General features: G+C 72.2%; 22 protein-coding genes. 12 read left to right on the top strand and 10 right to left on the bottom strand.

All coding sequences use genetic code 11. The features are described 5' to 3' along the window. Nucleotides 1-4: 4 nt before the first annotated feature. The 3 genes from IRX98_RS08730 to IRX98_RS08720 form a co-directional block, all read right to left on the bottom strand. Nucleotides 5-229: a hypothetical protein gene (locus tag IRX98_RS08730; protein WP_224275874.1), complete on the bottom strand. Its 225-nt coding sequence runs from the start codon at nt 227-229 to the stop codon at nt 5-7. A 112-nt stretch (nt 230-341) separates the two neighbouring features. Next, nucleotides 342-2,897, bottom strand: a complete 2,556-nt coding sequence (locus IRX98_RS08725; protein ID WP_224275873.1) for an ABC transporter permease — start codon at nt 2,895-2,897, stop codon at nt 342-344. 1 nt (nt 2,898) lies between these two features. Continuing rightward, a complete protein-coding gene (locus IRX98_RS08720; RefSeq protein ID WP_224275872.1) occupies nt 2,899-3,678 on the bottom strand; it encodes an ABC transporter ATP-binding protein in 780 nt (259 codons plus the stop codon). 134 nt (nt 3,679-3,812) lie between these two features. Here IRX98_RS08720 and IRX98_RS08715 point away from each other — a divergent pair, with 134 nt between their 5' ends. Beyond that, on the top strand, nt 3,813-4,415 hold the full coding sequence (locus IRX98_RS08715; RefSeq protein ID WP_224275871.1) for a LysE/ArgO family amino acid transporter: 603 nt from the start codon (nt 3,813-3,815) through the stop codon (nt 4,413-4,415). 167 nt (nt 4,416-4,582) lie between these two features. Continuing rightward, a complete protein-coding gene (locus IRX98_RS08710; protein WP_224275870.1) occupies nt 4,583-4,996 on the top strand; it encodes a DUF1801 domain-containing protein in 414 nt (137 codons plus the stop codon). An 8-nt stretch (nt 4,997-5,004) separates the two neighbouring features. Here IRX98_RS08710 and IRX98_RS08705 read toward each other — a convergent pair whose 3' ends face one another. Further along, nucleotides 5,005-5,187, bottom strand: coding sequence for a hypothetical protein (locus IRX98_RS08705; protein ID WP_224275869.1), 183 nt, complete (start codon nt 5,185-5,187; stop codon nt 5,005-5,007). Nucleotides 5,188-5,228: 41 nt separating this feature from the next. On the opposite strand from IRX98_RS08705, the gene IRX98_RS08700 reads away from it, so the two are divergent. Then, nucleotides 5,229-5,861 (top strand): hypothetical protein, encoded by a 633-nt coding sequence (locus IRX98_RS08700; RefSeq protein WP_224275867.1) that lies wholly within the window; start codon nt 5,229-5,231, stop codon nt 5,859-5,861. Here IRX98_RS08700 and IRX98_RS08695 read toward each other — a convergent pair. Further along, a complete protein-coding gene (locus tag IRX98_RS08695; RefSeq protein WP_224275865.1) occupies nt 5,854-6,819 on the bottom strand; it encodes a helix-turn-helix transcriptional regulator in 966 nt (321 codons plus the stop codon). The genes IRX98_RS08700 and IRX98_RS08695 overlap by 8 nt on opposite strands. 96 nt (nt 6,820-6,915) lie before the next feature. Here IRX98_RS08695 and IRX98_RS08690 point away from each other — a divergent pair, with 96 nt between their 5' ends. Beyond that, entirely contained in the window at nt 6,916-7,599 is a 684-nt protein-coding gene (locus IRX98_RS08690; RefSeq protein ID WP_224275863.1) for an alpha/beta fold hydrolase, read from the top strand. A 13-nt stretch (nt 7,600-7,612) separates the two neighbouring features. On the opposite strand, the gene IRX98_RS08685 is transcribed toward IRX98_RS08690, so the two are convergent. Further along, nucleotides 7,613-8,602 carry a serine/threonine-protein kinase gene (locus IRX98_RS08685; RefSeq protein ID WP_224275861.1) on the bottom strand — a complete coding sequence of 330 codons (990 nt, stop codon included), beginning with the start codon at nt 8,600-8,602 and terminating at the stop codon, nt 7,613-7,615. Nucleotides 8,603-8,757: 155 nt separating this feature from the next. Between IRX98_RS08685 and IRX98_RS08680 the strand changes: the two genes are divergently transcribed. The 5 genes from IRX98_RS08680 to IRX98_RS08660 all read left to right on the top strand — a co-directional run bounded on the left by IRX98_RS08680 (nt 8,758) and on the right by IRX98_RS08660 (nt 14,174). After that, complete coding sequence (locus tag IRX98_RS08680) at nt 8,758-9,132, top strand: ArsR/SmtB family transcription factor (protein ID WP_224275859.1); 375 nt, start codon at nt 8,758-8,760, stop codon at nt 9,130-9,132. A gap of 3 nt (nt 9,133-9,135) precedes the next feature. Next, complete coding sequence (locus IRX98_RS08675) at nt 9,136-9,624, top strand: SRPBCC family protein (protein ID WP_224275857.1); 489 nt, start codon at nt 9,136-9,138, stop codon at nt 9,622-9,624. Between the two features lie 27 nt (nt 9,625-9,651). Further along, a complete protein-coding gene (locus tag IRX98_RS08670; protein WP_224275855.1) occupies nt 9,652-10,203 on the top strand; it encodes a dihydrofolate reductase family protein in 552 nt (183 codons plus the stop codon). 132 nt (nt 10,204-10,335) lie between these two features. Next, nucleotides 10,336-12,180: a Na+/H+ antiporter gene (locus tag IRX98_RS08665; protein WP_224275853.1), complete on the top strand. Its 1,845-nt coding sequence runs from the start codon at nt 10,336-10,338 to the stop codon at nt 12,178-12,180. 332 nt (nt 12,181-12,512) lie between these two features. Beyond that, nucleotides 12,513-14,174: an NAD(P)/FAD-dependent oxidoreductase gene (locus IRX98_RS08660; RefSeq protein WP_224275850.1), complete on the top strand. Its 1,662-nt coding sequence runs from the start codon at nt 12,513-12,515 to the stop codon at nt 14,172-14,174. Nucleotides 14,175-14,185: 11 nt separating this feature from the next. On the opposite strand, the gene IRX98_RS08655 is transcribed toward IRX98_RS08660, so the two are convergent. Continuing rightward, a complete protein-coding gene (locus IRX98_RS08655) occupies nt 14,186-14,566 on the bottom strand; it encodes a DUF1304 domain-containing protein (RefSeq protein WP_224275848.1) in 381 nt (126 codons plus the stop codon). Nucleotides 14,567-14,675: 109 nt separating this feature from the next. Here IRX98_RS08655 and IRX98_RS08650 point away from each other — a divergent pair, with 109 nt between their 5' ends. After that, nucleotides 14,676-14,891 (top strand): hypothetical protein, encoded by a 216-nt coding sequence (locus IRX98_RS08650; protein WP_224275847.1) that lies wholly within the window; start codon nt 14,676-14,678, stop codon nt 14,889-14,891. Between the two features lie 53 nt (nt 14,892-14,944). Continuing rightward, the gene (locus IRX98_RS08645) at nt 14,945-15,193 is read left to right on the top strand and encodes a hypothetical protein (protein WP_224275845.1); all 249 of its coding nucleotides are present in this window, start codon (nt 14,945-14,947) and stop codon (nt 15,191-15,193) included. Here the strand turns inward: IRX98_RS08645 and IRX98_RS08640 are convergent. After that, nucleotides 15,150-15,443 carry a putative quinol monooxygenase gene (locus IRX98_RS08640; protein ID WP_224275843.1) on the bottom strand — a complete coding sequence of 98 codons (294 nt, stop codon included), beginning with the start codon at nt 15,441-15,443 and terminating at the stop codon, nt 15,150-15,152. The genes IRX98_RS08645 and IRX98_RS08640 overlap by 44 nt on opposite strands. Before the next feature lie 81 nt (nt 15,444-15,524). On the opposite strand from IRX98_RS08640, the gene IRX98_RS08635 reads away from it, so the two are divergent. Next, entirely contained in the window at nt 15,525-15,851 is a 327-nt protein-coding gene (locus tag IRX98_RS08635) for a hypothetical protein (RefSeq protein ID WP_224275841.1), read from the top strand. 19 nt (nt 15,852-15,870) lie between these two features. Here IRX98_RS08635 and IRX98_RS08630 read toward each other — a convergent pair whose 3' ends face one another. Next, entirely contained in the window at nt 15,871-16,107 is a 237-nt protein-coding gene (locus IRX98_RS08630) for a DUF1059 domain-containing protein (protein WP_224275839.1), read from the bottom strand. A gap of 59 nt (nt 16,108-16,166) precedes the next feature. Next, nucleotides 16,167-17,012: a sigma-70 family RNA polymerase sigma factor gene (locus IRX98_RS08625; protein WP_224275837.1), complete on the bottom strand. Its 846-nt coding sequence runs from the start codon at nt 17,010-17,012 to the stop codon at nt 16,167-16,169. Nucleotides 17,013-17,018 lie beyond the last annotated feature (6 nt).

The raw sequence follows: 17,018 nt of genomic DNA, 5'->3' as shown, positions 1-17,018 counted from the left end.
CCTGTCATCGTCCGCGCCGGACCCAGACGAGCACAGCCAGCGACGCGAGGCCGGCGAGCAGCCCGACGGACGCACCGACCAGATCGAACCGCGCGAACGACTCACGCAGGACGACCGACGTGCTGAGACCTCGGTCCTCGCCGACCTCCGCCAGCTCGGCGTACTGCCCGACGGCGCTGCCGATCAGGGCGCAGGCCACCAGGTAGAGGCCGGACGCGATCCACTGCACTGCAGACTCCTCGATTTCGACGGGTGCCAGTCAGTCCGGCGCGGCGGACGTCATGGCGGGTGGTCGCCCGGACGACCACCTGCCATGACGTAGCGACGTCGCCCGCGAAGGGCTACTCCGTCGCGATCGCGTCCAGCACCTTCATCCGCGACGCACGGATCGCGGGGACGATCGCGGCGAGGACGCCGAAGATCACGGCCACCACGAGGAAGACCAGCAGGTTGTCCAGCGGCAGCGACAGCTCGGTGAGGTCGTCCTTGAGCGACTGCCGCAGGACCACGCCGATCACGAGCCCCAGGACCATGCCGAGCACCGCGCCGAGCAGCGCGATCGCCACCGACTCCAGGGTGATCATCGTCCGCAGCCGGCGCCGGGAGAGACCGACGGCGCGCAGCAGCCCGATCTCCCGGGTCCGCTCCAGGACGCTGAGGCCCAGGGTGTTGACGATGCCGATGACCGCGATGATCACGGCGAGGGCGAGCAGGCCGTAGATGACGTAGAGCAGCTGGTTGACCTGGCCGCTGATGAGCTCCTTGAACTCGACCTTGTCCTGCACCGAGAGGATCGGCAGCTCCTCGACGATGTCCTCGAGGTCCTGCTTGACCGTCGCGCGGTCGGCGCCGTCCTCGACCGTGATGCTGAGGCTGGAGTCGCTGCGCTTGATGCCAGCGTCCTCCAGCACCGAGAGCGGCACCGTGATGCCCCCGGTGGTCGGGCTGTCCTCGAAGACACCCACGACCTCGACCGGGACGGTCTCGCCCCCGGGGAAGGAGACGTCGATGGTGTCGCCGGGACCTGCCTGCAGGTCCTGCGCACGACCCTCGCTGAGCAGGGCCTGACGTCCCGAGATCTCGTCGGTCCCCTCGACCATGGTGAGGTCGTAGATCTCGAAGTACGCCGGGTCGACGCCGGCCGCGAAGGACTGGTCGGACCGGCCGTCCACGTCGACGCTGACGGGGGTGCCCTGCTGGCGGGAGACGAGGTCGACGCCGTCGACCTCCTCCATGCGGTCGCCGTACTGCGCCGGGAAGCCCTGGAACGTCGGCATCTGGACGAGGAAGTCGCTCCTGAAGGCGTCGTCGACGACCTTGTCGTTGGTCGCGCTGAGCGAGGAGGCGAGCACGCCGACCGCGGAGACGACGGCGAGGCCGATCATCAGCGCGGAGGCGGTGGCACCCGTACGCCGCGGGTTGCGCAGCGCGTTCTCACCGGCGAGGCGACCCGCCGTGCCGAAGACGCGGCCGAAGACCGCTCGGCACGCCAGCAGCACCGGCTTGCCGAGCACCGGGGCGAGCACGGCGGTCGTGATCACCCAGATGACCGCGCCGGCGCCGATCCAGATCGCGTCGGTGCCGGGCGCGCCGGTGAGGCCAGCGGCCGCGAGCGCGACCCCGACGACCATGGCGACCGAGCCGAGCAGCAGGCGCCGGCCCATCCCCTTCTCCTGCACGACCAGGTCGTCGCGCATCGCGGCGACCGGCGGGACCTTCGCGGCGCGGCGGGCCGGGACGAAGGCGGCGACCATCGTGACGAGGATGCCGGTGACGTAGCCGGCGGCGATGGTGAAGGGCGTCAGCGTGAGCACCTCGCCGGCGATGTCGAGGCCGAAGGTGCGGAACAGCCCGGCCAGCAGGCGCGAGAGGCCCAGGCCCAGCAGCAGGCCGAGCGTGGCACCGACCACCGACATCAGGAACGCCTCGATGAGCACCGACCGGGTGACCTGCCGCTTGCTGGCACCCAGCGCGCGCAGCAGCGCGGACTCGCGCACCCGCTGCGAGACGAGGATCGAGAAGGTGTTGAAGATGATGAAGGCGCCGACCACGATCGCGATGACCGCGAAGGTGGTGAGGAAGATCGAGATGACGTCGAGGAACTGGCCGATCTGGTCCTGGGTCTCCTTGACCACCTCGTCGCCGGTGACGCCAGCGAAGCCGTCGGGCGCGACCGCGTCGGCGGCCGCGGCCAGCTCGGCCTGCGAGACGCCGTCGGCGGCGGTGAGCGCGACGCTGGTGAAGGCGTCCTGGCCGTCGAGGAAGATCTCCTGCGCCTCGGCCGTGTCGAGCAGCACGAGGGTGGCGCCGGCCGTGCCGCCGCCGTTGAAGTCGGCAGTGCCGACCAGTGTGAAGGTCCGCCGGGTCTCCCCGAGGGTCGGCACGATCATCGTGACCTCGTCGCCGACGACGTACGACCCGCGCTCGGCCGACGACGTGTCGAGGGTGACCTCGCCGGGCTCGGACGGCCACTCGCCGGCGGTCAGCTCGAGGATCTGCTCCCCCGCCATGTTCTCGGTCGGGGCGTAGTTGAAGGCCAGCGTCGGGGCCCCCTGGCCACCGACGAGCTTGCCGTCCTCGCCCAGGAGGAAGGAGCCGATGCCGTCGACGGAGCCGACCGCGTCCTCGACCTCGGGCAGGGCGTCGAGCGTCTCGACGTCCGCGGGCGTGATCACCTGGGTGGTGCCGACGCCGGCGTTGGCGCCCTGGATGTCGCCGGCGGGACGCACCAGCCCGTCGGAGGTGGAGCCCTTGACGATGTTGTCGAAGGTCGCGTTGAGGCCGGTGCTGAAGGTCATCACGCCGGCGAGGAAGCCGATGCCCAGCACGATCGCGAGCGTGCTCATCAGCAGGCGCACCTTGCGAGCGAGCAGGTTGCGCCAGGTCAGCCGGAGCATGTCAGCCCGCCGCCTTCGCGGACGCGGCGTCCTGGAGGCCGACCATCTTCTCGAGGATCTGGTCGCGGTCGGGGTTGCGCAGCTCGTCGACGATGCGGCCGTCGGCGAGGAAGACGACGCGGTCGGTGTACGACGCCGCGACCGGGTCGTGCGTCACCATCACGACCGTCTGGCCGAACTCGTCGACGCTGCGGCGCAGGAAGCCGAGCACCTCCGCGCTGCTGGTCGAGTCGAGGTTGCCGGTGGGCTCGTCCGCGAAGACGATCTTCGGCTGGCTGACCAAGGCCCGCGCGCAGGCGACGCGCTGCTGCTGCCCGCCCGACATCTCCGAGGGTCGGTGGCCCAGGCGCGGGCGCAGGCCGACGGCGTCGACGACCTGGTCGAACCACGCGCGGTCGGGCTTGCGGCCGGCGAGGTTGAGCGGCAGGAGGATGTTCTCCTCCGCGGTCAGGGTCGGCACCAGGTTGAAGGACTGGAAGACGAAGCCGACGCGCTCGCGGCGCAGCGTCGTGAGGTCCTTGTCCTTGAGCTTGCCCAGGGATGTGCCGTCGACGACGGCCTCCCCCGAGGTCGGGGTGTCGAGGGCCGCGAGGCAGTGCATGAGGGTCGACTTGCCGGAGCCCGAGGGACCCATCACCGCGGTGAACTCGCCCTGCATGAGGTCGATCGTGACGCCGTCGAGGGCCCGGACCTCCGCCTCGCCCTTGCCGTAGGTCTTCACCAGGTCGTGCGCGCTCGCTGCGACGCCCTGCGTCGCCTCCCCCAGGGTGTGCTCAGTCATGGGTGAAGTCTGGCAGGGTCCCCGAACCAGCGGCCATGGGATAAGACCCGCAGCCGACCCTGACATGTGTCAGGGGTGTCCCGGGGTACGACCGCCACCGCCGGCCACGCCCGTCGACCCCTAGGGTCGGCCGCGTGGGAGACATCGCGGCCGGGCTGCTCACCGGCCTGTCCCTCATCATCGCGATCGGTGCGCAGAACGCCTTCGTGCTCCGCCAGGGGCTGCGCCGCAGCCACGTCGGGCTGGTCGTCGCCATCTGCGCGCTGTCCGACGTCGTCCTCATCCTCGCCGGGGTTGCCGGCATCGGCGTCGTCGTCGACCGCGCCCCCTGGGCGATCGAGGTGATCCGCTGGCTCGGCGTCGCCTTCCTCACCGTCTACGGCGTCACCTCGCTGCTGCGTGCCCGGCGCCCGCAGGCCCTCGCGGTGAGCTCCGACGTGGTGGAGTCGCGTACAGGCGTCGTGGCCCGGGCCGTCGCGCTGACCTGGCTCAACCCGCACGTCTACCTCGACACCGTCCTGCTGCTCGGTTCGATCGCCGGCACCCACGGCGACCCCGGCCGCTGGTGGTTCGCCCTCGGGGCGTGCGTGGCGAGCATCGCGTGGTTCGCCGGTCTCGGCCACGGCGCGCGGCTGGCCGCACCCCGGCTGTCGGACCCCCGGGCGTGGCAGGTGCTCGACGTGCTGATCGGGGTCGTGATGCTCGCGATCGCCGTACGCCTCGCGCTGGGCGCCTGAGGCGGGGTAGTCCAGTGACCTTTGGCTGCCCGGGTCGGGTAGTCCAGTGAGTTCTGGCTGTGTTGAGGACGTCTGGACGGCCAACCGCCACTGGACTAGGCCGAGCTCGATCACGGGTCGGTCCACAAGCGCTGGCGCGCCGCACCCCGCAGGTCGATGATGTCCCCATGAGCGAGCGCAAGACCCTCCCGACCGCCGCCTCCGTCGACGCGGTCGTCGACGCCGCCGCGGACGAGCGCCGCCGCGCCGACGCCCGGGAGGTGCTCGAGCTGATGCAGCAGGTCACCGGCGCCGAGCCCGTCGTGTGGGGCTCCTCGATGATCGGCTTCGGTCGCCAGCCCTACACGACCGCCGACGGCAAGGAGCACGAGTGGTTCGCCGTCGGGCTGGCCCCGCGCAAGGCAGCGCTGACGCTCTACGGCCTGACCTTCTACGGCTCCAACGAGGACCTGCTCGAGCGCCTCGGCCCGCACACCACCGGCAAGGGGTGCGTGTACGTCAAGCGCGTCGACGCCCTCGACCGCGACGTGCTCACCGAGATGGTCGAGCGGGCCTGGCAGGAGAACCACCACCCGAAGTGAGGCGGCCCTCAACCAGCGGTGGAGTCGTCCGCCGCCTCGCGCGCGACGGCCTCGTCGTGCCGCTTGTGCAGCCGCTCGCGGATCTCGCCCGCGTCGTAGTGGCGGCGTACGCGCTCGTCGCGAGCCACGGCAGCGCCGGTGGCGACACCGGCGAGGATCCCGGCCAGCCCCAGCAGCTTCCACGCGCGCATGGCGCTCACCCTAGGCCAGATCCCTAGGGCAGACTGCGCGCATGGCATCGGCCCTGACCCTCGACCAGGCGGTCGACCTGACCCGCAGCGGAGACATCTGGCTGTTCCGCGGTCGCCGGGCCCCCGACCGGGCGATCCGGGCGGTGACCAACTCGCCGGTCAACCACGTCGGGATGGCCGTGGTCGTCGACGACCTGCCGCCGCTGATCTTCCACGCCGAGCTCGGCAAGAAGCAGCTGGACATGTGGACCGGCGCCCACCACCGCGGCGTCCAGCTCCACGACCTGCGCGAGGCGGTGTCGCGCTGGCAGACCGACTACGACCAGGACGCCTGGCTGCGCCAGCTGCACCCCGAGATCGGGCAGCAGGAGGAGGACGGCATGCTTCGCGCGGTGGCGCGGCTCGACGGCGTCTCGTTCCCGAGCCTGACCCGCCTCGGCGCCCGCTGGCTGCGGGGCCGCGACGCCTACGTCCCGCACCGCAAGCGCGGGCGACGGGTCACGCCGGAGGCGGCGTTCTGCGCCGAGATCGTGGCGACCTGCTACATCGAGATGGGCATCCTGCGCGACGACCGCCGCGCCACCTGGTACGACCCCGGCAAGTTCTGGAGCGGCGACTACCTCCCCATCTCCGACGGCTGGGACCTCGGCAAGGAGGTCGCGGTCGCTAGGTGAGCGAGCGCGCCAGTCGCGCCGCCACCTCGGCCACCGCCTCGCGCAGCTCCGGCCCGCCGACGACCGTGAAGGCGAAGGGCACGCCCGCCAGCCACTCACCGGCGTACGCCCGCGCGTTGCTCGTGCTGCCCACCAGCTCGCAGCGTCCGTCGGGGAGCGCGGCGAGGGTGCCGAGGGTGGGCCGGATCCAGGGGCGTACGTCGTCCAGCGGGGCGTCGAAGACGACGTGGGTCTCGTGCTCCCAGCCGGTCGCGAGGTTGGCCTCGAGCTCGGCCGCCGGGTCGAGGTCGGCCGGGACGGTGAAGGTCCCCTCGAGCGTCTCGACGCCGGTGATCCGGTCGATGCGGAAGGTGCGCAGCGCGTCGGCGTGGTGGGAGAGGCAGAGCAGGTACCACCGCCCGTAGCGCACCACCACCGACCACGGGTCGACCTCGAAGCTGCGCGCGTTGCCGGCCGCGGTGCGGTAGCCCACGCGCACCTGCCGCTGGGCTGCGACGGCAGCGACGAGCTCGCTGGTGACGGCCGGGTCGGGCTTCGACGGGGAGCGGTCCGGCACCGTGCGGGCGGTCTCGCGCACCATCACCGCCTGCCGCGCCACGTTGGTGGGCAGCACCCGCAGGATCTTGCCGAGCGCCGAGCCGACCGGGTCCTCCGCGTCGGCGACCGCGTGATGGGAGTCCAGCGCGGCCATCACCAGGCCGAGCGCCTCGGTCGCGGAGAAGACCAGCGGGGGCAGGCGCAGGCCTCGACCGAGGGTGTAGCCGCCGTAGGGGCCGCGGGACGACTCGACCGGGATGTCGGCCTCGCGCAGGATCGCGACGTAGCGCCGGGCCGCCCGCTCGGTCACCCCGAGGCGGCGTGCCAGCTCGGAGGCGGTGATGCCCGGTCGCGACTGGAGCAGGTCGAGCGCTCGCAGCGCGCGGGCGGTGGGGCTGATGTCGGACCTCTTGCCGGGCATGGCGCGATCATGTCACCGGTTCCGGACGCAGACCGTCCGGAATGGTCCGTAGCGTGTGCCCCGAGGGTCGAACACATCCAACGGAGGAGAACCCACATGGACATCGTGCTCATCGCCGGACTCTGGCTCGACGCATCGGCCTGGGACGACGTGCTGCCCGAGCTCGAGGCGCGCGGCCACCGCGGCATCCCGCTCACGCTGCCCGGCCAGGGCGACGGCGCCACCGCGGCGACGTACGACGACCAGGTCGCGGCCGTGCTCTCAGCGGTCGACGCCGCCGACGGCGCCCCGCTCGTGGTCGGCCACTCGGCGGCCTGCACGCTCGCGTGGGCGGCGGCCGACCAGCGACCCGACGCGATCACGGGTGTCGCGCTGATCGGCGGGTTCCCGTCGACCGAGGGCGAGAAGTACGCCGACTTCTTCGAGCCCGTCGACGGCGCGATGCCCTTCCCCGGGTGGGAGAAGTTCGAGGGGCCGGACTCCGACGACATGTCCGAGGAGCTGAAGTCCGACCTGCTCGGCCGGATGATCCCGGTGCCGGTCGGGGTGACCCGCGGTGAGGTGCACTGGACGAGCGACGCGCGCCACGACGTACCGCTCACGCTCGTCTGCCCGGAGTTCAGCCCGGCCGAGGCACAGGAGTGGATCGACGGCGGCGACGTGCCCGAGCTCGCGTCGGCCAACGCGCTGGAGCTGGTCGACATCGCGTCGGGTCACTGGCCGATGTTCACCCAGCCGGCCGCCCTGGCCGCGCTGCTGGACGACGCCACCCGCCGCTGAGCGGCGTACCGGCTCAGTCGAGCAGGTCCTCGCGCCGCGCGGCGACGGTCGGCTCGTCGACGGGGGCGCGCTCGCCGGCGGGCGGCGCCGCCTTCACCGGCGTCAGCGGGGTGATCGGCGTCAGCGGCGTGCCGACGTAGCCGCTCGGCACCCCGGCCGCGAGGTCGAGGTCGAGCCCGGTGAGCTCCGCCGACGCCACACCGAGCAGCGCGGCGACGTCGTGGGCGTTGGCCGGCCGCTTGGTCGGGTCCTTCTCGAGCAGCGTGTCGATCACGGCGCGCAGGTCGACGGGCACGTCGTCACCCAGCGGTGGCGGCGGCTCGTTGACGTGGGACAGCGCCGTGGCGATCGGGGTCCCGCGGTCGAAGGGGCGGGTGCCGGTGAGCATCTCGTGCGCGACGACGCCGAGGGCGTAGAGGTCGCTGGCGCCGGTCGCCTGCTCGCCCACCGCCTGCTCCGGGCTGATGTAGTTGGGGGTGCCGAGCATCTCGCCGACGCGGGTGTGACCGATGGCGTCCATGGCGCGGGCGATGCCGAAGTCGGTCAGCTTCACCACGCCGTCCTCGCGCACGAGGATGTTGGCGGGCTTCACGTCGCGGTGCACGACGCCCGCCTCGTGGGCGGTGCCGAGCGCGAGCGCGGCCTGGGCCAGGACCGAGCGGACGACCTCGGGCGTCAGCGCGCCCTGCTCGCGGATGACCGCGGAGAGGGGCTGGCCGGCGACGAGCTCCATCACGAGGTAGGTGAGGTGGTCGTCCTCGCCGTAGTCGAAGACCGTGGTGATGTTGGTGTGCATCAGCGCCGCCGAGTGGAGGGCCTCGTCGCGGAAGCGCTCGGCGAAGATCTCCTCGTTCTCGGGGTCGGCGCGCATGACCTTGACCGCCACCAGACGCTGGAGCACGTCGTCGAGACCGCTCCAGACGTCGGCCATGCCACCGGAGGCGATGCGCTCCTGGAGGACGTAGCGGTCCCCGAGACGGAGTCCTGCCTCGAGTCGCTGCACGGGGTGTGTCCCACTTCCTTCGGGCACGGCACGCGGACCGCACCGTTCGGGATGCTAACCCGCCCCACCTTGATCCCATGCCCGCTCGGACGATCTGCACCCCCGTGGGGGTGGGCCCTTGACAACGTACAACCAACTAGTTGTATGTTTATCCCATGAGCACCAGTGACGAGGACCGCGCCGACGCGTGGTTCCACGCGCTGGCCGACCGCACCCGGCGCGACATCCTGCGCCGCGTGCTGGCCGGCGAACACTCGGTCACCGCGCTCGCCCAGAGCTACGACATGAGCTTCGCGGCCGTGCAGAAGCACGTCGCCGTGCTGGAGCGCGCGGGGCTGCTGACCAAGCGTCGGCAGGGCCGCGAGGCCCTGGCCAGCGGCGACGTGGAGGCCGTGCGCTCGGTCGGGCTGATGCTCGGCGAGCTCGAGGCGCTCTGGCGCGGTCGCATCGCCCGGATGGACGAGCTGCTCGCGACACCCGACACCACACCCGGCACCACCACCCACGACACCACTCACGGAACGGACTGACCCATGCCTGTCACCGACGTCCAGCACGACCTCGACGCCCTCACCCTGACCATCACCGCCGAGTTCGCCGCCCCGGTCGACCGCGTGTGGGAGGTGTACGCCGACCCGCGCCAGCTCGAGCGCGTGTGGGGCCCGCCGACCTACCCGGCCACCTTCGTCGACCACGACCTCACCCCCGGCGCGCGGACGACCTACTACATGACCAGCCCCGAGGGCGAGAAGTACTACGGCTACTGGACCATCACCGGCGTCGCGGCACCCGGCGGCTTCTCCTTCGACGACGGCTTCGCCCTCGACGCCAGCTTCGCGCCCAACCCCGACCTCCCGGTGTCGCGCAACGACTACACGTTCACCGAGGTCGAGGGCGGCACCCGGGCGACGTACGTCGGCACCTACGCCTCCGCCGAGAGCCTCCAGCAGGTGCTCGACATGGGCGTCGTCGAGGGCGCGGCGTCCGCCATCAACCAGATCGACGACCTGCTCGCCTCCTGAGCCGGCGATCCCGAGAGAAGGACCACCATGCGCACCATCGTCGTCACCGAGTTCATCACCCTCGACGGCATCGTCGACTCCCCCGGCGGGGGCGACCACCCCCACGCCGGGTGGACCTTCCAGGACGTCCCGTTCGACGAGGCGGCCTACGAGATCAAGGGCCGCGAGACCGAGGCCGCCACCGCGCTCCTGCTGGGCCGGCAGTCCTACGACGAGTTCGCGCCGGTGTGGCCCTCGATGGAGGAGTTCGCCACCTACAACGCGATGCCCAAGTACGTCGTCTCCTCGACGCTGCAGGACCCGCAGTGGCACAACACCTCCGTGCTGCGCTCCCTCGACGAGGTCGCCGCGCTCAAGGAGACCGAGGGCGGGGAGATCCACGTCCACGGCAGCGCCAGGCTCGCCCAGGGCCTGGCCGCCGCCGGGATGGTCGACCGCTACCACCTGCTCGTCTTCCCGGTCCTGCTCGGCAGCGGCAAGCGCCTCTTCGCCGAGTCCGACAAGACCCGGCTCCAGCTCGCCGAGCACGCGGCCTACTCCAACGGCATCACGCTCCAGGTCTACGACGTCGTGCGCTGACCCCTTGGTTGTCGGTGGTTGAGGCGTGAGGAGCGCCAGCGACGAGCCTCGAAACCACGACCGGGTTTCGAGGCTCGCTTCGCTCGCACCTCAACCAGCGAGACACGACTCTCCGTCTGGGAGAATTCCCCTGTGGAACTCGCCCTGCTCCTCGTCTCCATGGCCGCCGTCGTCCTGGCCGCGACCGCGGTCAGCGAACGCGTGGGGGTCCCGGCGCCGCTGCTGCTGCTCGTCGTCGGCGCCGCGACGTCGTACGTCCCCGCCGTGCCCACCATCTACCTCGAGTCCGAGGTGGTCCTGCTCGGGCTGCTCCCGCCGCTGCTCTACACCGCGGCGATCCAGACCTCGCTGGTCGACTTCAACGCCAACCGCGGCTCCATCCTGCGGCTCTCGATCGTGCTGGTCGTGCTCACCTCGCTCGCGGTCGGTGCGGTCGTGCAGTGGCTCGTGCCCGGCATCGGGTGGGCTGCCGCGATCGCGATCGGCGCGGTCGTCGCTCCGCCGGACGCGGTCGCCGCCACGGCGGTCGCGAGGAAGATCGGTCTGCCACGCCGCGTCGTGACGATCCTCGAGGGCGAGTCGCTGCTCAACGACGCCACCGCATTGGTGTCGCTGCGCACCGCGATCGCCGCGATCTCCGGCGGCGTGGCGATCGCCGAGGTCGGCCTCGACTTCCTCGTCGCGGCCGGCGGCGGGGTCGTCATCGGCGTCGCCTTCTTCGCCCTCGTCGCGTGGCTGCGCAAGCGGATCACCGACCCGCTGATGGACACCGCGATCAGCTTCCTCGTCCCCTTCGCGGCCTTCGTCGCCGCCGAGGAGATCCACGCCTCCGGTGTGATCTCGGTGGTCGTCGCCGGCCTGCTGCTGGGCCACAAGGCGCCGATCATCCAGACCGCCCAGTCGCGCATCACCGAGCGGATCACCTGGCGCACGGTCGCCTTCGTCCTGGAGAACACCGTCTTCCTCCTCATCGGCCTCCAGCTCGACTGGATCCTGGCCGACGTCGGCGACTCGACGCTGTCGCCGGGCCGCATCGCGCTGGTCTGCGTGGCCACCCTCGTCACCGTGATCGTCGTACGCCTCGCCTGGGTGTACGCCACCTGGCTGGCGCGGGGCCTGCGCGCGAACCCGCTGCCGGCGTCGTGGACCTTCCTCATCGGCTGGGCCGGCATGCGCGGCGTCGTGACGCTTGCGGCCGCCTTCGTCATCCCCGAGGACGCCCCGCACCGCGAGGTGCTGCTGCTGGTCGCCTTCACCGTCGTGGCCGGCACCCTCCTGCTCCAGGGCATCACCCTCCCGCTGCTCACGCGGCTGCTGAAGGTGCCCTCCCCCGACCCGGCCGAGGACGCGCTGGCCCGCGCGGCGCTGCTGCAGCAGGCCTCCGACGCCGGCAGCGCCCGACTCGAGGAGCTCGACTTCGACGACCACCACGGCGTCGGCACCCAGATCCGCGCCCGGCTCGACCAGCGCTCCTTCGCCGCGTGGGAGCAGCTCTCGACGGCCGTCGGCGAGGAGACGCCGTCGGAGCTCTACGCCCGGGTCCGCGGCGAGATGATCGAGGCCGAGCGGGCCAAGGTCCTGGAGGTCCGTAGCCACGGCCGGGTCGACTCCGAGGTCGTCAGCCAGGTGCTCGGGCTGCTCGACATCGAGGAGTCCATGCTCGACGCCGGCACCGAGGCACGCGCCAGCGTGCGCACCGGCTCCCTCGCCTTCACCTCCGGGCGCGAGTGCGACGACCTCGTCGAGCACCCGGTGGTCGAGACCGTCGACGATCCCGCCTGCGCGACCTGCCTGGCCGACGGCACTCGGTGGGTCTCGCTGCGCCAGTGCTTGACCTGCGGCCACGTCGGGTGCTGCGACTCCTCGGTCGGCAGGCACGCGACCGCGCACTTCCACGAGAGCCTCCACCCGGTCATGCAGTCCGCCGAGCCCGACGAGGCGTGGCGCTGGTGCTACGTGCACAACCTGACGGGCTGACCTCTGGGCCTGCCCTTCCTCCGGTCGCTTGCGTCATACGAACCCGCACCCATCCGTCTGCCTTCGTATGACGCTGACCGGTGACCCGGGCTCGTGCGTCATACGAACCCGCACCCATCCGTCTGCCTTCGTATGACGCTGACCGGTGACCCGGGCTCGTGCGTCATACGAACCCGCACTCATGGGTGCTTGTTCGTATGACGCAGCGGGCGGCGGCCGGGCTTACGTTGGTTTCGACGCGCCGTCGCGACCTCGCGAGCTCGGCCGCGGGCTTGCTCAACCTCCCTCGCCACGCCGGGCGCTCGTCCCTCGCGCACGGCTAGGCTCGTGACATGGGAGCGCCCGCGATCGTCATCGCCTCGTCCCGCCACGGCGACGTGCTGGCCGAGGCCTTCAGCCGCTACGAGCGGGAGTACGACGTACGCCTGGTCGGCGACGAGCTGGCCGCCAAGGCGTGCGCCGAGGACCTGCTCGGCACGGGCCACCCGGTCGCGCTGTTCGTCATCGACAGCGACCACGACCAGGACAAGCTGTACGCATTGATCGCCGGCACCCGCAAGGCCGTGCCGACCGCGCGACGACTGATCGTGTCGCACGTCAGCCGCTTCCGCGAGGACAGCCCGGCCTTCCGCCACGCGGTCGCCGCCGGCAAGGTCGACGCGCTCCTGCTCATGCCGCAGGGACCGCGCGACGAGGAGTTCCACGGCGCGGTCGGCGAGCTGCTCAACGAGTGGAACGCCACCGTCGCTGCCCCCGTGGTCGAGAACGTCCGCATCATCACCCCCGAGAAGGACGCGCTGACCCGCGAGCTGCTCGACTACCTCGGCCGCGTCGGCCTGCCGGCGGGCGTGCACCACCCCGACAGCGAGGTCGGCCGCGCGGTGATGGCGGACTGCCCCGAGGACGAGGGCCGCTGGCCGGTCGTGTCGTCGCTGGTCGGCTGGTGCGGCCACTGCCCGAGCGTGCGCGCCCTCGCCAACCAGCTCTACGGCCGCCCCGACGACATCGAGCTCGACGAAGTGGTCGACCTGGTGGTCGTCGGCGCCGGGCCGGCCGGACTCGCCGCGAGCGTGTACGCCTCGAGCGAGGGCCTCTCGACGGTCTGCCTGGAGGCCGAGGCCATCGGCGGGCAGGCCGGCACCAGCTCGATGATCCGCAACTACCTCGGCTTCCCGCGCGGCATCTCCGGGATGCGCCTGGCGCAGCGGGCCCGCGGGCAGGCGCTGCGCTTCGGCACGCGCTTCTTCACCGGCTGGCCGGCGACCGGCATCTCGCCGTGCGCCGACGGCGGGCACCACATCGTGCACACCGAGGGCGGCGACGTGCACACGCGGACGGTCCTCGTCGCCACCGGTGTCGACTACCGCCGACTCGGCGTCGAGCCCATCGAGGAGCTGGTCGGCCGCGGGGTCTACTACGGCGCCGCGATGGCGGCCGCGCGCGAGCTCGCCGGCGACCACGTCGTAATCGTGGGCGGCGGCAACTCGGCCGGCCAGGCGGCGATCCACGCCGCGCGCTTCGCCAGCGCGGTCACGATCGTCGTACGCCGTCCGGACCTGACGGCCACGATGTCGTCCTACCTCATCGACGGGATCGAGTGGAACCCGCGCATCACGGTGCGGGGCTCGACGCGCGTCGTCGACGGCGGACCCGACGACGTGAACCACCTGGCGTGGCTTGACCTCGAGGACGTCACGACCGGCGAGCAGGAGCGGGTCGAGGCACGCGGCCTCTTCCTCCTCCTCGGCGCCGCGCCCGAGTGCGGGTGGCTGCCCGACGAGGTGCTGCGCGACGAGCACGGCTTCGTGGTTACCGGTCGCGACATCCCCCGCGAGCGCTGGGTCGGCGACGTGCCGCCCGAGGACCTGGCGACCACGCTGCCGGGCGTCTTCTGCGGCGGCGACATCCGGTCGGGGTCGATGAAGCGGGTGGCCTCGGCGACCGGCGAGGGCGCGTCGGTGGTGTCGTCGGTGCACACTTGGCTGGCGCGCTGAGCGCTCCTGGATCAGGCCCGCGCGAGCAGGACGAACAGCACGGCCAGGGCGGGGAAGGTTCCCTGGGTCAGCGCGGCGCGCACCATCCGCCGGTCATGCGCGACGAGCACGAGCGCGGCCGCGAGCATCGACCCGGCGCCCGCGAGCACGAGGGCGGTGCCGACGTCGGTCCGAGCGCCGCCCGCGACGAGGCCGGCGACGGTGATGACCGCGAGGAAGAGGTTGTAGAAGCCCTGGTTGTAGGCCAGCGGCTTCGTCACCTCGGCGTCTGCCGCGGAGGTGCCGAAGGTCTTGCGGGTCGCCGGCTCGGTCCACCGGAACGACTCGAGGACCCAGATGTAGACGTGGAGCAGGGCGGCTCCGGCCGCGAAGACGACGGCTGCGGTGTCCATGGCCCCACCCTAGGCCCGCCTACCCCTGCGAGGGTGGCAGTCGACTGCCCGGTGGGCGCATAGTCACAGACGACGGCGGTCTCGCCGTCCTGGACGAGGAGGCACCCCCGTGGGACGACTGATCGGCATCCTGCTCGTGATCTGGCTGGTCATCGGCGGCTTCGCCGCCTTCCAGCGCGGCTACTTCGACGACGCCCGGACCAACTGCTCCGAGGCCAGCGACATCGCGCTCAACATCGTCGCCGGCCCGCTCAACTACACCGGCGTCAACCCGAAGGTCGACTGCGCCGACGTCAACATCGACACCCCGGAGCCGTCGGAGTAGTCCCTGGGACGCGCCGGACAATCCGCGGACGCGCGCGGCGTCGAACACCACCCGTGAGCCAGCCCGACACGATGTTCGCCAGCAGCAGCGTCCCGCGACACCTGGTCCGCGGGGCGCTCGGTCTGCCGCTGATGGTGGCCGCCTTCATGCTGGTGCCGTGGTGGGGCCCGCTCGCGCTCCTGCTGGTCGCGCCCGCGGCGGTGCTGCTGCGCGGGTGCCCGACCTGCTGGGCGCTCGGCCTGGCCCAGACGTGCGCGATCAGCCCACGGGCTGGAGCGGGTGGATCGCGACCTCCCCGCTGAGCGCACCCTCGGCGGCGGCGAAGGCGGCCGCCACGTGGGGCGTGCGCATGTGCGCGTCGAGGGCGTCGGCGTCGCGCCACCGCTCGAGCGTGATGAACGTGCCGGGAGCCGCGCCGGACTCGAAGAGGTCGTAGGCCAGGCACCCCTCCTCGGCCCGGGTTGCCTCGACGAGCGCCTGGAGCGCGGGTCGGACCTGCTCGACCGCCTCGGCCTTGACGGGGATGGTGGCCATGACCTGGAGATCGCTCACGTGCAGTCCTTCGCTCGGGGAGGACCAGTGTGCGCTGCGGACGACGTCCTGGCCATGGGTCCGATGGCTAGTCTCGGCGTCGTGCCTGCCTCGCCCCGTTCCACCACGACCGTCCCCACCGCCCCGCTGCTCGCCGCCGGCCTGGTCGGCGGGTTCGCGCTCGCCCAGCGCACCGGCGTACGCCCCCTCGGCGGAGCCGCGATGCTCGGCGCCAACGCCGTCGCCGCACGGCAGTGGTACGCCGTCGGCGGGGCGCCGCTCACGGCCGGGCTGACAGCCGCCTACTGGACCGCGATGGGCGTCTCGCACCCCTTGGCGAAGAAGGTCGGCACGTGGCCCTCGGTCCTCGGCGTCACCGCGGTGAGCGCCGGCGCGGCCTGGCTGCTGGCCGACCGCCGGGCGCGCTGACCCGGCTCGGAGCCGGGGCTCAGTCCTCCGGCAGGTCGGCGAAGGCCTGCTTCATGTCGCGGTACCACCCCAGCGACCGCTTGGGGTGACGCCAGCGCGCCTTCATCTCGTCCCGGGCGGGCTGGTGGGCGGCGTCACCGTCCTTCTCCGCGGCCTTGAGGTGCTGGTCCTGCGCGTTGATCACGTCGTCGTGGGTCTCGCCGCGGTGCGCGAGGTCGCAGGGTCCGCCGAGCTGGCGGCAGGTCATGGTCTTCATCGGTTCCTCCTCGGTGGGGCTTCAGTGGTGTGACGACCGGCAGCCGCCGGATGTGACCGCTACCTCGGCGCGCCGCCCTCACGGCGTACGACCCGGGCCAGGACCGCGGGGTCGGCCCGGAAGGCGATGGCGTGGACCTGGCCGTCGCGCACGGTGAAGTCGAAGACGACCCTGGCCTCCCCGCGCAAAAACCACGCCGACGCCGGGCGGTCGCCCACGAAGACGGCGAGCGCGGCCTGCGCGCTGCCGTCGAAGAACGCCGCCACCTCCTCCCGGCCCTCGATGGAGGCCGGCGTCCCGGCGAGGACCGCCGCGTCGTCGGCACCGACGACCGCGTCCGGGGCCAGGAGCCGCAGCAGCCGGTCGAGGTCGCCGCCGCGCGCGGCCGCCATGAACGCGTCGACCACCTCCCAGTCCGCGAGGGCATCCTCGGTGGCGGGCTGGGCGACCTTCGCACGGGCACGCGAGGCGAGCTTGCGCGCGGCAGCGGGCGTGGTGTCGAGGACGGCGGCGATCGTGGCGAACTCGAAGCCGAAGCTGTCGTGCAGCACGAAGGCCACCCGCTCGCGGGGCGTCAGCCGGTCGATGACCGCCTGGAGCGCGATGCCGACGGTGTCGGCGAGGGCAACGTCGTCGGCCGGGTCGGGTGCGGTCCCGGCGACCTCGACCTCCTCCGCCGGCACCGGCACCCGGGCGCGCAACCGGTCCAGGCACAGCCGGGTGGTCACCGTGGTGAGCCAGGCCGGGAGGTTCTCGATCTCCGCGTCGTCACGAGAGCGGGTCCGCTCCAGGCGCAGCCACGCCTGCTGCACGACGTCCTCGGCCTCGGCGTGGTCGCCGAGCACCCGCCCGGCGAGGACCACCAGGCGCGCCCGCTCGGCCTCGAAGACCTCGGTGCTGTCCATCGGTTC

It is taken from the genome of Nocardioides lacusdianchii (genome assembly GCF_020102855.1).
GTDB classification, from domain to species: Bacteria; Actinomycetota; Actinomycetes; order Propionibacteriales; family Nocardioidaceae; genus Nocardioides; species Nocardioides lacusdianchii.
This window is presented reverse-complemented; position numbering and strand designations above follow the sequence as displayed.

Coding starts and splice junctions, on each gene's coding strand:
- IRX98_RS08725 (WP_224275873.1), bottom strand. CDS start 2,897: ATGCTCCGGCTGACCTGGCGCAACCTGCTCGCTCGCAAGGTGCGCCTG.
- IRX98_RS08720 (WP_224275872.1), bottom strand. CDS start 3,678: ATGACTGAGCACACCCTGGGGGAGGCGACGCAGGGCGTCGCAGCGAGC.
- IRX98_RS08710 (WP_224275870.1), top strand. CDS start 4,583: ATGAGCGAGCGCAAGACCCTCCCGACCGCCGCCTCCGTCGACGCGGTC.
- IRX98_RS08705 (WP_224275869.1), bottom strand. CDS start 5,187: ATGCGCGCGTGGAAGCTGCTGGGGCTGGCCGGGATCCTCGCCGGTGTC.
- IRX98_RS08700 (WP_224275867.1), top strand. CDS start 5,229: ATGGCATCGGCCCTGACCCTCGACCAGGCGGTCGACCTGACCCGCAGC.
- IRX98_RS08695 (WP_224275865.1), bottom strand. CDS start 6,819: ATGCCCGGCAAGAGGTCCGACATCAGCCCCACCGCCCGCGCGCTGCGA.
- IRX98_RS08690 (WP_224275863.1), top strand. CDS start 6,916: ATGGACATCGTGCTCATCGCCGGACTCTGGCTCGACGCATCGGCCTGG.
- IRX98_RS08680 (WP_224275859.1), top strand. CDS start 8,758: ATGAGCACCAGTGACGAGGACCGCGCCGACGCGTGGTTCCACGCGCTG.
- IRX98_RS08675 (WP_224275857.1), top strand. CDS start 9,136: ATGCCTGTCACCGACGTCCAGCACGACCTCGACGCCCTCACCCTGACC.
- IRX98_RS08670 (WP_224275855.1), top strand. CDS start 9,652: ATGCGCACCATCGTCGTCACCGAGTTCATCACCCTCGACGGCATCGTC.
- IRX98_RS08660 (WP_224275850.1), top strand. CDS start 12,513: ATGGGAGCGCCCGCGATCGTCATCGCCTCGTCCCGCCACGGCGACGTG.
- IRX98_RS08655 (WP_224275848.1), bottom strand. CDS start 14,566: ATGGACACCGCAGCCGTCGTCTTCGCGGCCGGAGCCGCCCTGCTCCAC.
- IRX98_RS08630 (WP_224275839.1), bottom strand. CDS start 16,107: ATGAAGACCATGACCTGCCGCCAGCTCGGCGGACCCTGCGACCTCGCG.
- IRX98_RS08625 (WP_224275837.1), bottom strand. CDS start 17,012: ATGGACAGCACCGAGGTCTTCGAGGCCGAGCGGGCGCGCCTGGTGGTC.